This window comes from Weizmannia sp. FSL W8-1119, assembly GCF_038008605.1.
In the GTDB taxonomy this organism is placed as follows: domain Bacteria; phylum Bacillota; class Bacilli; order Bacillales; family Bacillaceae_C; genus Weizmannia; species Weizmannia coagulans.
This window is the reverse complement of the sequence record NZ_JBBOZL010000001.1, coordinates 1,222,367-1,237,324: the sequence shown is the minus strand read 5'-3', so window position 1 is coordinate 1,237,324 and position 14,958 is coordinate 1,222,367. Positions and strand designations below refer to the sequence as shown.

The window sequence follows — 14,958 nt, the reverse complement described above, 5'->3', positions numbered from 1 at the left end:
TTTTTACGCATGAATATCATACGTTTCCGTTTCGCTTTCTAAACTAAAGGCATCATGAAGGGCATTGACCGCTGTAACGAGATCTTCCTGCTTCACCAGCACCCAGATGGTCGTGTGGCTGTCAGCAGACTGTAAAATCCGGATCCCTTTTTCGGAAAGCGCCGACACGATTTTATACGTAATGCCCGGCACGCCCGCAATCCCGGCGCCGACAATTGATACTTTGGCGCAGTTCCGTTCAATTGCCGGTTCATGCCCCAGTTTTTTCAGCACTGCTTCAGCCCGGTTTGCCACTTCTCCGGAAACCGTGTAGACAACGCTTGTCGGGGAAATATTGATAAAATCGACACTGATATTTTCAGCTGCCATCGCTTTAAACACAACCGTCTGCAAATCATACTGCCCGTCTTTTGCATATACTTTGATCTGCGAAACATTCGGTACATGCGCAATCCCGGTAACGGTGCGTTCTTTTATATCGGTCCCGAGTTTCTGGCGGTGGCTTAAAGATGTGACAAGCGTACCGATATCGTCGGAATAAGTGGACCGGATGCGGATTGGCACTTTTGACTGCATCGCGATTTCAACGGCGCGCGGGTGGATCACTTTTGCACCCTGGTAAGCCATATTGCAGACCTCGTTATACGTGACCACCTGAAGCTTCCGCGCATTTTCGGCAATCCGCGGGTCAGCTGTCATGATGCCTTCCACATCGGTAAAAATATCAATCCACTCCGCTTGAAGCGCAGCACCGAGCGCTGCAGCGGATGTGTCGCTGCCCCCGCGCCCGAGCGTGGTTACGTCCCCGTTTTTTGCGGCCCCCTGAAATCCTGCAACCACGACAACATCGTGCAGTTTCAGTTCACGCAGGACGCGGTCGCACTTCATGTCCGTAATTTTCGCATTGGTATGCTCCGCGTTCGTGCGGAAACCGGCTTGCGCGCCGGTCAGGGCGCAAGCGCTGATGCCGTGCGCGTTTAACATATTGGCAAACACAAGGCTGGAGATAATTTCGCCGGTTGACAACAGCAAATCCTGCTCGCGTCTGTTTAAACAGGTTTCGGACCCACCAACGAGCGACAGGAGCGTATCGGTTGCATACGGTTCCCCTTTGCGGCCCATCGCCGAAACGACGGCAACCACCTTATAGCCTTCTTCCAGTGCTTTTTCTACATGATGTTTGGCATGCATTCTTGCATCATGATCCCGTACGGATGTGCCGCCGAATTTTTGGACAACGATTTTCAATGAAGAACACCTCTGTTATAAACTGATAAATAAGAACAGTGATTCCGGTAACGAGCGGGCTTTGCCGGCCGGTTTTTTGACAAAGCCATGTTTAAAGGGCCGGCCGTTTTTAAACCGTTCCCTTCCCGGCCGGAAAAAGCCGCGGCATATTTTTTGGCATACGTGTCCATAAAATATATCGGGAAATGGAACCCTCTCCGATTACCGGATTCCGGCATAAACTTCGCTTTCCCTATATCTTATCACCAATATTGCAAAAAGGTCAGCCTAAATTGCCCCCCAATCAGATGAGCCCCATCCTAATCAGGCTTTCCGCAATCTGGATGGAATTTGAGGCAGCGCCTTTCAGCAAATTATCGGAAACAACCCACATATGGAATCCGTTGTCTTCATCCGGGTCTTTGCGGATCCGCCCGACAAAAGTGTCATACTTGCCGACCGCATTGACAGCCATCGGGTAAATCTGTTCTTCGGGGCGATCTTCCAGCACAACACCGGGCGCAGACGCGAGCACTTCCCGGATCTGCCCGGCACTTGTGCCGCCCTTTTCGGTTTCAAAATAAACAGATTCCGAGTGGCCGGTTGCAACAGGAATCCGGACGCATGTGGCGGAAACTTTTAATTCCGGCATATGCATGATTTTTTTCGTTTCATTGATCATTTTCATTTCTTCAAATGTAAAGCCGTTGTCCGTAAACACATCGATTTGCGGGATGGCATTAAACGCAATCTGGTAATGCTTCTTGTCGCCCTTTACCGGCAGTACCTGCGGCTCGTAAGCCCGCCCTTCAATGAGCGCCTTCGTCTCGTCGTTCAGCTCCCGGATGGCAGCCGCGCCCGAACCGGAGACAGCCTGGTATGTGGAAACGAGCACCCGCTTCAGGCCGAAATTTTTGCGGACGGGTTCCAACGCAACAACCATCTGGATCGTCGAACAGTTCGGATTGGCGATAATGCCGTTATGTTTTTGAATGTCTTCTTCGTTTACTTCCGGGACCACAAGCGGCACTTCCGGGTCCATGCGGAAGGCGCTCGTATTATCGATTACAATTGCCCCGCGTTTCACCGCTTCCGGCGCAAACTTTTTCGACACGCCCCCGCCTGCGCTGAAAAGGGCGATATCCACGCCTTCAAAGCTTTCCGGCACCGCTTCCCGGACCGTGATTTCTTCCCCGTTTACCGTTATTTTTTTGCCGGCGGAACGCGAAGATGACAGCAGCGTCAATTTGTTATACGGAAATTTGCGGTTTACCAAAGTTTTAATCATTTGCTGGCCGACAGCGCCGGTTGCCCCGACAACGGCTACGTGATAACCTGATGTGTTTGCCATTGGCGTATTCCCCTTCCAATTCCAAAACCAAATTCATTTTTATAGCTATTATTGTATCACAAGTCTTCCGGCACCGTGTGTATTTTTTAATTTTAAATCGTTTTCAAGGCGATTTTCCGTCGCGGAAACGTTCGACAATGACAGGCTGGATTTGTTTCCCCTCGAGTGCAAGCGAAACCGTATCGGCAAGGGCAGTCATTCTCGCCACCATTGAATTTGGTTTGTTGTCCGGGTCGTCCTGCCCGTACGGAATAAAATAAATGTTTTTTGTTGCCATCAGCCGCATCAAATTCACGCCGTTTAATCCGAGCGCATCATTGGTCGAAATGCCGAGCACAACCGGTTTCAAATTGCGGAGCGTCGCTTTGGCGGCCATCAGCACCGGGGAATCCGTGAGCGCGTTCGCCAGTTTGCTCATCGTAAATCCGGTCAGGGGCGCAATCACCATGCAGTCAAGCGGGAGGGTTGGCCCGAGCGGCTCGGCCTCGACAATCGAATCAATCGCTTTTTGCCCGGTGCATTTTTCAATTTTTTCCACCCATTCTGAGCCTTTGCCGAATCTTGTATCCGTCGTTTTCACCGTGTGCGTGACCACCGGGATGACTTCCGCCCCTAATGCCACTAGCTTTTCGATTTCAGGAAAAACGGCCGCATAAGTGCAATGGGAGCCGGTTAAGCCGAAGCCGATTCTTTTTCCCTTTACATCCATGGCGATGACCCCTTTCTTTTTAAAACGTCTTCTTCAATCAGCCGGCCGAGCACATTCCCGAGTATCCGCCCGGCTGTTTTCGGCGCGACAATGCCAGGCAGGCTCGGCGCCAGCATCGCTTTAATGCCGCGCTTTTCGGCATACCGGAAATCCGTTCCGCCCGGTTTGGAAGCAATATCCAGAATGAGCGTATGCGAAGGCATCTTTTGGATAACGGATGCGTTCACAATCAGGTGCGGAACCGTATTAATGCAGATGTCAATGTCTTTTACTTCCTGTTCAAGATCGTTTAAATGAAAAGGCACAAGCCCCATCTCCGTTATCCTCGCAAGATGTTCGCTTTTTCTCGCGCCGACTTTCACCTTCGCGCCGAGATGGCGGAAAGCCCGGGCAACGCTCATTCCCACCCTGCCAAGGCCGAGGACGGCAACATTTGAGCCGTGAATCGTAAATTCCGTGTTCTGAATGGCCATCATGATCGTTCCTTCGACGGTCGGAATCGAATTATAGATTGCCACATCGTCCCGCTCGAATAGTTTCACAAGGCGGCGGCCCGCTTTTTTAGCAATTTGTTCCAAATACGGATTGCTGATGCCGGTATAGATCGTAAAATAAGGCGGCGTTTCAGCCAGCATATCACCGGTCAGCACAACTTCTTCGTTCGAAAAAATCAAATCGATTTTCCCGTCGTCCGCTGTCCCGGTAATCGGCAAAATGACGCAATCCATTTCCGAAAACCGGATATCTTTAAATTTTTCTTTCGTGACGCCGGAATACACAAAATCGAGCTGTTCAAATCCGATCAATGAAATTTTCGCATCGAGATCCGCAAGTTTCCGGATCACTTCCAGCTGGCGTGCATCTCCGCCTATGATGGCAATTTGGACGCCGGTCAACAAATGCCTCACCTTCTTTTCCATGTGCATGGGGGATTCCCCATATCTTATGGCGGCAGCATGTTTTTTGTGAAAAAAGGCAAAGAAAAATGCCGGGGCACCCGGCATGCTTCTTTGCCTTTTTAATAGCTGTACTGGTTTTCAGGCACTTCCAAAATCATCATATCGGCACCAATCGTTCTGATCCGGTTCCACGGGACACGGATCTCGTTCGCCTGTTTTTTAAACCGCCTTCCGACCGGGATGATCAGGGCCTCCACTTTTCCGCTCGCTTCATCAATTTCAAGGTCCGTGGAGCCCAATACCCCGAGCCGTTCCGCTTTTTTAAAATCGACCATTTCTTTTCCGCTGAGTTCGCTGAGCCGCATATTCCCCCTTCTTTCTCTCATGGACTGATTCCATTTTATGCGGGGGATGGAAAAGATATGCCGTTTTTAAGACAACCGCTCCGGCAATTTTCCGTCCGGGCTGATTAAAGAGGCCGAATACGGTTTGGAGAAAATCTCCCGCGCACAGGCATTGACTTTTTCCACGGTGACGCGGTCGATTTCCTCGAGCATTTCATCAAGCGAACGGTGCTTCTTTAACAGCAGTTCGTTCTTTCCGTTCCGGCTCATGCGGCTGTTTGTGCTCTCCAGGCTGAGCATGAGGCTCCCTTTTAACTGTTCTTTGCAGTTTCGCACTTCTTTTTCTGTTACCCCTTTTGCTTTCAGCGTCTGCAGCGTCTCCTGTACCGTCTCAAACAGCTCGTCCAATTGGGAGGCGCCCGTTCCGCCGTAAATCGTTAAAATGCCGCTGTCCTTATAGGCGGTATGGTAGGAATACACCGAATATGCAAGCCCCCGCTGTTCCCGCACATTTTGGAAAAGGCGGGAGGACATGCTGCCGCCTAATATATTATTCAGGACAATCAGCTCATAAATATTGTCACTGCCGATTTTCTTCCCCTCAAATCCGAGGCAGAGATGGGCCTGTTCTGTTTCTTTTTTGCGTGCAAGGTCATTCGTATGAAAAACGGCCGTTTCGCCGCCCGTCTCTTCCTTCCCGCCTTCATAGGAGCCGAACAAGGCTTCAATCTCCCTTACGAAAGACGGCGGCACATTGCCGGCAACGGAGACGACAACGCGGTCAGGGGTATACATATCATATACATACTGATGGAGATCGTCGCTCGTAAACGATGCAAGCGTTTCTTCCGTCCCTAAAATCGGATAGCCGAGCGGATGGTTTTCATAAATGGCCTTGCCAAGCAAATCGTGGACAATATCGTCCGGCGTATCTTCATACATTTTGATTTCTTCATTGACAACGCTTTTTTCCCGTTCCATTTCTTCTTCTGAAAAAGTGGAGTGGAAAAACATGTCCGACAGAATGTCAAGCGCGAGCGGCGCGTGCGTGTCGAGCACTTTCGCATAAAAGCATGTATATTCTTTCGACGTAAAAGCATTCACCTGGCCGCCAATGGCATCAAAGGCCTCGGCAATGTCTTTTGCGCTCCTTTTTTCTGTCCCTTTGAAAAACATATGCTCAAGAAAATGGGAAATGCCGTTGTTTTTTTCATTTTCATTTCTCGAACCGGTGCCGATCCAAATGCCGATCGCAACCGAACGGACAGTTGGAATTTCTTCCAGTACAATCCTTAAGCCGTTATTGCAAGTATATTTTTGTATCATGTTGTGCCTCCTCGAAAGTCTCATTTCACTCTGTGCCGTCTTTTGTATCAGCGGGATCCTTTTCGCTGTCTAAAAACGTTCCGTCCTCATTTTTAATGATTCTTTCCTCATCGAGCAATTTTGAAACGGTCCCGATTTGTAAATTTTTCTTTTCCAGCCTGACAATCAACGGTTCCAATGCTTTTGCTGTGGAAGCGGTCGGATGCATTAAAATAAGCGAACCGCCCTGTGCTTTTGCGATTACGCGCTCTACAATCGCCCCTGGGGAGGGGTTCTGCCAGTCGACCGTATCGACCGTCCACATGATCGTTTCCATTCCCATTGATTTTGCGATGCTTACCGCTTCATCCCGGTAACTGCCGCTCGGCGGGGCAAACCACTTCACTTTTTCTTCCGTAATCGCTTCAAGCACCCGGTTTGTCTTCACCAGCTGGCTTTTGATCTTTGATTCCGGCAAAGTGCTAAAATCGGGGTGGGTATAGGAATGGTTCCCGGTTTCATGCCCGCCGCTTACAATCATGCGGGCAAGCTCAGGGTTTTCTTTTGCCCATCGCCCCTCTAAGAAAAAGGTAGCATGAAGATGATGTTTTTTTAAAGTTTTTAGCATATCCGGCAAATATTCATTTCCCCATGCGACATTGATTAAAAAAGCAACCATTGGTTTATCCGGATTTCCCGTATAGACAGGGGCCGGATCCAGATCTCCAAGGTGGACGGCAGGGGGAATTTGTTTAAACACCAGTTTGCGTTCGTCATAACGGCCGTCCTGTTTCATTTTCAAGTAAGAAGCTTTTTGATCCACTTCCACCCCATTGTAGCCGGGGACCGCCTTCCAAACCCTGTCAATCCGGGCATTTTCCGGCGGGCGGTAAAATCGTTTTGCAGCCTGTTCAATTTTTTCCTGAAGCTCGTTCTCTTGTGTGCTAAAAGCGGCCCGCTCCCTTAAATACCGGGCGGAAAGCGGATTTCCCGCAAGCAACAATGCTAGAATAGCAATCAAGCCAAGCGCAATCAAGCGTTTTGCTTTATTCACGTTATTTTCCCCCTTCTTTAAAAAAAGTATGAAATGGGGAAGGGGCATAGAACGGGCGCGCGGGACAAATAAAAAAAGCCAGGACTCCCTGACTTTCATCACGATTTATTTTCTTTTTTTTGCTGCTCCTTTAAAACGGCTTTGCGGGAAAGGTTGATGCGCCCGTGGCTGTCAATATCCGTCACCTTGACCAGAATTTCATCGCCGATCTTGACAACATCTTCGACTTTCCGGACGCGTTCTTCGGCGAGCTCGGAAATGTGGACGAGGCCGTCTTTGCCGTTAAAGATTTCCACAAAAGCGCCGAATTTTTCGATCCGTTTGACTTTGCCGAGGTAAACCTTGCCGACTTCGACTTCCCGGACGATATCTTCAATCAATTGCTTCGCTTTGTTGTTTGCGTCTTCGTCCGTCGAAGAAATAAAGATGGTGCCGTCCTGTTCAATGTCAATTTTCACGCCGGTTTCGTCAATGATTTTATTGATTTGTTTGCCGCTTGGCCCGATGACGTCGCGGATTTTATCCGGATGGATTGTCATGGTTAAAATCTTCGGCGCATAAACGGACAAATGGTCGCGTGTTTTCGAAATCGTCGACATCATATGGTCGAGAATCTGCATTCTGCCCTTTCTCGCCTGCTGCAGCGCCTCTTCCAGTATCTCCCTCGACAGCCCTGCAATTTTAATATCCATTTGCAGCGCGGTGACGCCTTTGGATGTGCCGGCCACTTTAAAGTCCATATCGCCGAGATGGTCTTCCATGCCCTGGATATCGGTTAAAATCGTATAATGTTCACCGGATTTCACAAGTCCCATCGCAATCCCGGCAACCGGCGCTTTAATCGGAATGCCGGCATCCATCATCGCAAGGGTGGAAGCGCAAATGCTTGCCTGTGAAGTGGATCCGTTCGATTCCAGCACCTCGGATACAAGTCGGATCGTGTACGGAAATTCTTTTTCATCCGGAATGACCGGTTCCAGCGCACGCTCGCCCAGTGCCCCGTGCCCGATTTCGCGGCGGCCCGGCCCTCTCATCGGCCCGGTTTCCCCGACGCTGAACGAAGGGAAATTGTAATGGTGCATAAACCGTTTCGACTCTTCAATGCCGAGCCCGTCCAAAATTTGCACATCGCCTAAAGCGCCTAACGTACAAATGCTTAAAGCCTGTGTTTGCCCGCGGGTAAACAACCCGGAACCGTGCGTGCGTGGCAAAACCCCGACTTCGGAGGAAAGCGGCCGGATTTCATCGATTTTGCGGCCGTCCGGGCGGATTTTATCGACTGTAATCAGCTTGCGGACTTCTTCTTTTTCAATATCGTGCAAAATTTGTTTAACCTGCTTGACCGTTTCTTCATCGGCTTCTTCCGCTTCAAACCGGGTGAGCACCTCATCGCCCACTTTTCTGATCGCTTCTTCGCGCGCTTTCTTTTCATGGACCTGGATGGCTTCGATCATCTCATCCCGGCACATGCCGCTGACTTTTTCCACCAGTTCTTCGTCGAGTTCGAACAATTCGACAGCCATTTTCTCTTTCCCGATTTCAGCCACAATTTTTTCCTGGAAAGCAATCAGGCGCTTGATTTCCTCATGCCCGAACATAATCGCTTCAAGCATCACTTCTTCCGGCACTTCTTTCGCGCCCGCTTCGACCATATTAATGGCGTCTTTTGTGCCTGCGACGGTTAAATGGATATCGCTTTTTTCCATCTGTTCCACAGTCGGGTTAATGAGGAACTTGCCGTCCACCCTTCCGACGATGACGCCGGCAATCGGGCCTTCAAACGGAATATCGGAGACGGAAAGCGCAAGCGAAGACCCGAGCATTGCTGCCATTTCCGGCGTGCAGTCCTGGTCGACGCTCATGACCATGCTGACGACCTGCACTTCATTGCGGAAGCCGTCGGCAAAGAGCGGGCGGATCGGCCTGTCAATCAGCCGGCTTGACAAAATGGCTTTTTCGCTCGGGCGCCCTTCTCTTTTGATAAAACCGCCCGGAATTTTCCCGACAGCGTAAAGCCGTTCCTCATAATTTACGGTCAGTGGAAAAAAGTCCACATTTTTCGGTTCTTTAGAAGCGGTTGCTGTACTGAGGACAGCCGTTTCGCCGTAACGGACGAGCGCAGCACCGTTTGCCTGTTTTGCGAGCTGGCCGATTTCCACGGTGAGCGGGCGGCCGGCCCAATCTATCGTATAGGTATGTTTATCCTGTACCATACAGATCAAAATCTCCTTTCTTTTTGCATATATTGTTTCACATTCATGAAAAGATAAGCGCGGGTAATGATTCAAAAACGAACCAACCGTTTGCTATGTATGTACAAGCCGCGCCGGGGCAGTACGGGAAACCCGGCGGCAATTTGAAATACATCTGTCCCAAAATTTGAGGGAAGAAAAACACATTGCAAAAAAGCGGGAATACTCCCGCTTTTTGCATTCTGCATTTTTTTATCGGCGCAAGCCCAGCCGGTTAATCAATTCACGGTAACGATGCACATCTTTATTGCGCAGATAGGTCAACAAATTACGCCGTCTCCCTACCATTTTCATCAAGCCGCGGCGTGAATGGTGGTCTTTTTTATGGACACGCAAATGATCGTTCAATTTGTTGATTTCTTCTGTCAATACAGCAATTTGCACTTCCGGAGAACCGGTATCGTTCTCGTGGATTTTAAATTGGTTGATGATTTCATTTTTACGTTCTTTTGAAATCGCCATCCTGTTCACCTCCTCTGTTTCCTATCCCCTGTTGCCGAGCAGGCGTCGGTGAGTCGCGCTGCCAAGCACAGGTTCCGGTACTGTAATAGAATACTACTTTTTCGCATAAAACTCAAGTGGCAGTTCCCTGTTTTTCAAAGTAACGCCTTGCCGCCGTTTCATCCCGTTTCATTTCTTCAATCAAGTCCTCAACGCGGGCGAACTTTTTCTCTTCGCGGATGCGCGCAAGCCATTTGACAACTGCTTCTTCCCCGTAAATGGTGTCGGAAAAATCAAGCAGATATACTTCTGTCGTTTTTTCATATTCTTCCGGATTTTTAAACGTAGGATTGTAGCCGACGCTGCATAAGCCGTTATGCCATGTATCTGCGACTTTCATTTGCACAATGTATACCCCGTTCGGCGGCAGCATATACGGCGCGGTGAGCTGTAGATTTGCCGTCGGGAATCCGAGCTGCCGGCCCCGTTTTTCGCCATGGACGACGATGCCTTTGATCTCGTAATCGCGCCCGAGCAGCGGCTTCACTTCCCCGACTTTTCCTTCCCTGATTTTTGACCGGATCAGGGTGGAGCTGACTTTTTCCCCGGTATTTTCAAGGGCCAGTTTTTCGATCACCGTAATCCCGAACCTGCCGTTTGCATATTCAGGGAGATTCTCCATATTGCCTTTCCCAAATTTGCCGTATGTATAATCGAAACCGGCAACAACATGTTTCACGCCGAGTGCGGCCAGATACTGGTCGACAAATTGCTGCGGCAAAAGAGATGCAAAACGGGAGGTAAAACGGACGACAAACAGGTAATCGACGCCCAGTTTTTCGATTAGCTTGATCTTGTCTTCAAGCGGTGTAATCAGTTCAATGCCATCCTTTTTCTTTCCCAGTACAACGGAAGGATGGGGTTCAAATGTCATGACGGCACTCTTCCATCCGTTTTTTTCAGCGATCCCGCGGGCTGTTTTGATCACTTTCTGATGCCCGAGATGGATGCCGTCAAAATAACCCAATGCGATGGCAAGCGGCGGAAAATCGCCGGGCTTAAAGGAATGGGGATGATGGACCGTTATAGTTTTCAAAATTTCTCACCTTTTCCCTTTTACAAATTGAAGCAGCCGCCTTCCCGTTTTATACCCGGAAGGCTTTTTACAACACTTTCGCCGGTTTGATAAAGCCGGGCCGGCCGGGATACGCCACGTATACCGCGAGCATTTTTCCGCGGAAAAAGACAGCAAGCCTGTCTCCCGTTTCCGGCCAAGTCTCCGGTTTTTTCAACACGGCACCGTTCTTTACTTTCTCTGCTAATGTATCACTAATTTCCCATTTCGGCAAATGGCGGATCCCGGCCTCCAGCGGGAAGAGCAGGCTTTCCTTGATGCCTGTTTCCACGGCTTTTTTGATCTCCTGAAATGTGGCGCATTGTTCCTTTGAAAAACCGCCGGCTTCCGTTCTTGTAAGATTGGACATATGTGCGGGATAGCCGAGCTTTTCCCCGATCATAACAGCAAGCGTGCGGATATACGTCCCTTTGCTGCATGAAGCGCGGAAACGGAACGATACAACCGGCCCTTCAAAACACTCCCGCCCGTCCAATAGTTCAAGGCTGTAGATTTCCACATCCCTTTTAGGGCGTTCCACTTCGATGCCCGCCCGCGCATATTCATACAGCCTTCTCCCGTTCACTTTGACGGCGGAAAACATCGGCGGGATTTGGGTAATATGCCCGGTAAGCGAAGCGAGTGCGGCTAAAATTTCTTCCCGGCTGATCGGACGGCCAATTTCTTTTTTTTCAATGATGTCGCCGGAAGCATCCTCTGTCGTCGTTGAAACCCCGATCGTTGCTTCGCCTTCGTAAGTTTTGCCGGCATCCTGAAGATATTCGGCAATCTTTGTCGCACGCCCGATGCAAACCGGGAGCACCCCTTCCACATCCGGATCAAGCGTGCCGGTATGGCCTGCTTTTTTTGTGCCGAAAAGCTTCCGGATTTTAAAAACACAGTCATGGGAGGTCATCCCCGCCGGTTTCCAGAGCGGTAAAATACCATCCATGGCGCCACTTCCTTTCGCAAATCCAATAAAATCACCCTAAAAAAGGAAACTGACCGGACCGTGTCCCGGCCCCGATCAGTTTCCTGAAACATTCATTCATCCGTGTCATGGATTTTTTTTATCAGCGTCTCAATGCGGTTGCCGTATTCGATGGATTCATCGATTTCAAAAATCAGTTCAGGTGTTTTGCGGAGCCGGATTCTTTTGCCAACTTCCGAGCGGATAAAGCCTTTCGCTTTTTCCAGGCCGTCAAGAGTGTCTTTCTTTTGTTCCTCATCGCCAAGGACGGTCAGATACACTTTTGCCTGCTGAAGATCGCCTGTTACTTCCACATCGGTTACAGTGACAAAGCCGACACGCGGATCTTTCAGTTTTCGTCCGATAATGTCGCTCAGCTCTTTTTTCATTTGCTCGCCAACCCTGTTTGCACGAAGATTCATCACTCACACCTCATTTATAGCCATTCAATATTTGTTTCAAGCCGTTCCCATTCAGGAAAGGAATCCAGAAACTGAATTGCCCGCTGCAATTCTCTTTCAGCCGCCGCCCGGCTCGAAGCAACGGTCACGACTTCAACGAGGGTCCGCTGCCAGATATCCTGGAAATCCATTTCACCGGCTGCAACATTATATTTTTGCTTCAGCCGCGTCAATATTCTTTGCAGCACTGCCCTTTTTTCTTTCAATGAACGGGCATCGTAAATGCGGAATTCGCAACGGGCGCTCCCAATCATGCTCTTTCAATTTCCTCCATGATAAAGGACTCAATGACATCTCCTTCTTTGATGTCATTAAAGTTCTTAATCGTAATCCCGCATTCATATCCCTGGTTGACTTCTTTCACGTCATCTTTATAGCGTTTCAGCGTATCAATTACACCTTCATAAATGACCACGCCGTCACGGATGACGCGCACACCGCTGTCACGGGTGATTTTTCCGTCTGTGACATAGCCGCCCGCAATCGTGCCGATCCGTGATACTTTAAATGTCTGCCGCACTTCAACCTGGCCGATGATTTTTTCTTTGTATTCCGGATCAAGCATGCCTTTCATCGCAGATTCAATTTCTTCGATCGCTTTATAGATGATGCGGTGCAGGCGGATATCCACTTTTTCCGTTTCGGCTGCGCGTTTGGCGTTGTTATCCGGGCGGACGTTAAAGCCGATAATAATCGCATTGGAAGCGGAAGCAAGCGTCACATCGGATTCATTAATGGCGCCGACGCCTGTATGGATGACGTTAATGTTGACGCCCTCCACATCAATCTTTTGCAAAGCGTCGGTCAATGCTTCCACGGAACCTTGCACATCCGCTTTGACAATCACATTTAATTCTTTCATTTCCCCGTGCTTCATTTGCTCAAACAGCGTGTCGAGGCTGACACGCGCGGTTTCGTTGCGGTGCGCCTGGACAGCCTGTTGTTTCCGTGCTTCCCCGACCTGGCGGGCTGTTTTCTCATCTTCAAAGACAACAAAACGGTCGCCGGCTTCCGGCACATCATTTAAACCGGTAATTTCAACAGGCGTGGACGGCCCTGCTTCTTTTACGCGGCGGCCAAGATCATTGACCATCGCACGGACGCGCCCGTAAGTGTGGCCGACGACAATCGGGTCGCCGATGCGCAAGGTGCCGTTTTGCACGAGCAAAGTGGCAACCGGGCCCCTGCCCTTATCGAGGCGCGCTTCAATGACCGAGCCGAGTGCGCGGCGGTTCGGGTTTGCTTTCAGTTCTTCCACTTCGCTGACAAGCAAAATCATTTCAAGCAGATTGTCAATCCCTTCGCCGGTTAGCGCGGAAATCGGGACAAAAATCGTATCCCCGCCCCAGTCTTCCGGAACCAGATTGTATTCCGTCAGTTCCTGCATGACCCGTTCGGGGTTCGCTGTCGGTTTATCAATTTTATTGACCGCAACAATGATCGGCACGCCGGCTGCTTTTGCGTGGTTAATGGCTTCCACTGTTTGCGGCTTCACGCCGTCATCCGCCGCGACAACAAGCACGGTAATGTCCGTCACCTGCGCCCCCCGCGCACGCATCGTTGTAAATGCTTCATGCCCCGGGGTGTCTAAAAATGTAATCTTTTTGCCGCCTACTTTCACCTGGTATGCACCGATATGCTGGGTAATCCCGCCTGCTTCTCCGGCGGTGACTTTTGTATGGCGGATGAAATCGAGCGTTGTCGTTTTCCCATGGTCAACATGGCCCATAATGGTGACAACCGGCGGGCGGACTTCGAGGTCTTCTTCACGGTCTTCCGTAAAATACGTTTCCAGATCCGTCTGGTCAACGATCACTTCTTCTTCCACTTCAACACCGTATTCCGAAGCAATCAGTTCAATGGCATCTTTGTCAAGCTGCTGGTTGATCGTTGCCACAACGCCGAGCAGGAACAGTTTTTTAATGATTTCGGAAGGTTCCCTGTAGAGCTTCTTCGCAAGTTCCGCAACGGTCAGCGATTCTGTGAACGTAATTTTTTCAGGCAGTTCTTTTACCTTTTGGACCGGTTGCGGCTGCGGTTTGAAGTTTTTATTTTTCCGGTTATTTTTCTTTTGTTTGTTGAACGGCCGTCCATTGTTGCCGCGGTTTCCGTTATTGCCGCGGTTTCCGTTGCCGCCGTTTCGGTTATTCCCGTTGCTCCGGCTGTTTCCGCTGTTCCCGCTATTCCGGTTGTTGCCCGCGGCCTGGCCGTTTCCGTTATTCCGGTTGTTGCCCGCGGCCTGGCCGTTTCCGTTATTCCGGTTGTTGCTTGCGGCCTGGCCGTTCCCGTTACTCCGGTTGTTGCTTGCGGTTTGGCCGTTCCCGTTATTCCGGTTGTTGCTTGCGGTTTGGCCGTTTCCGTTATTCCGGTTGTTGCCGCCCGTGCGGTTATTGCCGCCCGTTCCGCTCCTCCCATCGCTGCGGTTGCTGCCGCCAGCACGGTTATTGCTATTATTTCTGCTGTTTCCACTGTTCCCTTGGTTTTTGCTGTTTTGGCCGTTTCCGTTTGCCCGGTTCTCGCCGGTTCCGCGATTTTGCTTCTGGTTTTCGTGCCGGGTGCGGTTTTCAGGTTTGTTTCCTTGCCGGTCCCCATTTTCGGTCCTGGTACTTCTTTCTTTTCCGGACGGACCGTTTTGCCCGTTTTTCTTGCCATCTTGCTGTTTGTTGCCGCTGTAAACCGAATCCAGCTTCCTTACTGTTTCCCCATCGATCATTGACATATGATTGGATACCTCTATATTCATTTGTTTTAGTTTCGTGATAATTTCCTTGCTTGATGTATGATGAGCTTTCGCATATTCGTAAACACGTATTTTGCTCATGTCGTCACCC

The 14,958-nt window shown here is 50.0% G+C and carries 14 protein-coding genes; all 14 read right to left on the bottom strand.

Going from position 1 to position 14,958, the window contains the following annotated elements; translation table 11 throughout:
- Positions 1-3: 3 nt before the first annotated feature.
- On the bottom strand, positions 4-1,248 hold the full coding sequence (gene dapG / locus NSQ19_RS05905) for an aspartate kinase (RefSeq protein WP_013859146.1): 1,245 nt from the start codon (positions 1,246-1,248) through the stop codon (positions 4-6).
- A 283-nt stretch (positions 1,249-1,531) separates the two neighbouring features.
- The gene (locus NSQ19_RS05900) at positions 1,532-2,578 is read right to left on the bottom strand and encodes an aspartate-semialdehyde dehydrogenase (RefSeq protein ID WP_013859145.1); all 1,047 of its coding nucleotides are present in this window, start codon (positions 2,576-2,578) and stop codon (positions 1,532-1,534) included.
- Positions 2,579-2,681: 103 nt separating this feature from the next.
- The gene (locus tag NSQ19_RS05895; protein WP_013859144.1) at positions 2,682-3,287 is read right to left on the bottom strand and encodes a dipicolinate synthase subunit B; all 606 of its coding nucleotides are present in this window, start codon (positions 3,285-3,287) and stop codon (positions 2,682-2,684) included.
- Entirely contained in the window at positions 3,278-4,186 is a 909-nt protein-coding gene (dpaA, locus tag NSQ19_RS05890) for a dipicolinic acid synthetase subunit A (protein ID WP_258433328.1), read from the bottom strand. The genes NSQ19_RS05895 and dpaA overlap by 10 nt, the downstream gene beginning before the upstream one ends.
- Before the next feature lie 119 nt (positions 4,187-4,305).
- Positions 4,306-4,551, bottom strand: coding sequence for a YlmC/YmxH family sporulation protein (locus NSQ19_RS05885; protein WP_017554506.1), 246 nt, complete (start codon positions 4,549-4,551; stop codon positions 4,306-4,308).
- A 66-nt stretch (positions 4,552-4,617) separates the two neighbouring features.
- Complete coding sequence (locus NSQ19_RS05880) at positions 4,618-5,856, bottom strand: M16 family metallopeptidase (protein ID WP_340702551.1); 1,239 nt, start codon at positions 5,854-5,856, stop codon at positions 4,618-4,620.
- A 25-nt stretch (positions 5,857-5,881) separates the two neighbouring features.
- A complete protein-coding gene (locus tag NSQ19_RS05875) occupies positions 5,882-6,988 on the bottom strand; it encodes a polysaccharide deacetylase family protein (RefSeq protein ID WP_195850479.1) in 1,107 nt (368 codons plus the stop codon).
- Complete coding sequence (pnp, locus tag NSQ19_RS05870; RefSeq protein ID WP_013859139.1) at positions 6,988-9,102, bottom strand: polyribonucleotide nucleotidyltransferase; 2,115 nt, start codon at positions 9,100-9,102, stop codon at positions 6,988-6,990. The genes NSQ19_RS05875 and pnp overlap by 1 nt, the downstream gene beginning before the upstream one ends.
- 231 nt (positions 9,103-9,333) lie before the next feature.
- Positions 9,334-9,603 (bottom strand): 30S ribosomal protein S15, encoded by a 270-nt coding sequence (gene rpsO / locus NSQ19_RS05865; RefSeq protein ID WP_013859138.1) that lies wholly within the window; start codon positions 9,601-9,603, stop codon positions 9,334-9,336.
- 112 nt (positions 9,604-9,715) lie between these two features.
- Positions 9,716-10,678 carry a bifunctional riboflavin kinase/FAD synthetase gene (gene ribF / locus NSQ19_RS05860; protein WP_061566946.1) on the bottom strand — a complete coding sequence of 321 codons (963 nt, stop codon included), beginning with the start codon at positions 10,676-10,678 and terminating at the stop codon, positions 9,716-9,718.
- 67 nt (positions 10,679-10,745) lie between these two features.
- Positions 10,746-11,648 carry a tRNA pseudouridine(55) synthase TruB gene (gene truB, locus NSQ19_RS05855; protein WP_340702550.1) on the bottom strand — a complete coding sequence of 301 codons (903 nt, stop codon included), beginning with the start codon at positions 11,646-11,648 and terminating at the stop codon, positions 10,746-10,748.
- A 92-nt stretch (positions 11,649-11,740) separates the two neighbouring features.
- Positions 11,741-12,088: a 30S ribosome-binding factor RbfA gene (gene rbfA / locus NSQ19_RS05850; protein WP_013859135.1), complete on the bottom strand. Its 348-nt coding sequence runs from the start codon at positions 12,086-12,088 to the stop codon at positions 11,741-11,743.
- A 14-nt stretch (positions 12,089-12,102) separates the two neighbouring features.
- On the bottom strand, positions 12,103-12,381 hold the full coding sequence (locus NSQ19_RS05845) for a DUF503 domain-containing protein (RefSeq protein WP_013859134.1): 279 nt from the start codon (positions 12,379-12,381) through the stop codon (positions 12,103-12,105).
- Positions 12,378-14,948: a translation initiation factor IF-2 gene (gene infB / locus NSQ19_RS05840; protein WP_340702549.1), complete on the bottom strand. Its 2,571-nt coding sequence runs from the start codon at positions 14,946-14,948 to the stop codon at positions 12,378-12,380. Before infB ends, NSQ19_RS05845 begins: the two co-directional genes overlap by 4 nt.
- Between the last annotated feature and the right edge of the window lie 10 nt (positions 14,949-14,958).

Excerpts from the sequence above, each read along its gene's own strand:
- infB (WP_340702549.1), bottom strand. The coding sequence starts at position 14,948 with ATGAGCAAAATACGTGTTTACGAATATGCGAAAGCTCATCATACATCA.
- pnp (WP_013859139.1), bottom strand. The coding sequence starts at position 9,102 with ATGGTACAGGATAAACATACCTATACGATAGATTGGGCCGGCCGCCCG.
- NSQ19_RS05895 (WP_013859144.1), bottom strand. The coding sequence starts at position 3,287 with ATGGATGTAAAGGGAAAAAGAATCGGCTTCGGCTTAACCGGCTCCCAT.
- rbfA (WP_013859135.1), bottom strand. The coding sequence starts at position 12,088 with ATGAATCTTCGTGCAAACAGGGTTGGCGAGCAAATGAAAAAAGAGCTG.
- rpsO (WP_013859138.1), bottom strand. The coding sequence starts at position 9,603 with ATGGCGATTTCAAAAGAACGTAAAAATGAAATCATCAACCAATTTAAA.
- NSQ19_RS05885 (WP_017554506.1), bottom strand. The coding sequence starts at position 4,551 with ATGCGGCTCAGCGAACTCAGCGGAAAAGAAATGGTCGATTTTAAAAAA.
- NSQ19_RS05880 (WP_340702551.1), bottom strand. The coding sequence starts at position 5,856 with ATGATACAAAAATATACTTGCAATAACGGCTTAAGGATTGTACTGGAA.
- truB (WP_340702550.1), bottom strand. The coding sequence starts at position 11,648 with ATGGATGGTATTTTACCGCTCTGGAAACCGGCGGGGATGACCTCCCAT.
- NSQ19_RS05900 (WP_013859145.1), bottom strand. The coding sequence starts at position 2,578 with ATGGCAAACACATCAGGTTATCACGTAGCCGTTGTCGGGGCAACCGGC.
- NSQ19_RS05875 (WP_195850479.1), bottom strand. The coding sequence starts at position 6,988 with ATGAAAGTCAGGGAGTCCTGGCTTTTTTTATTTGTCCCGCGCGCCCGT.
- NSQ19_RS05845 (WP_013859134.1), bottom strand. The coding sequence starts at position 12,381 with ATGATTGGGAGCGCCCGTTGCGAATTCCGCATTTACGATGCCCGTTCA.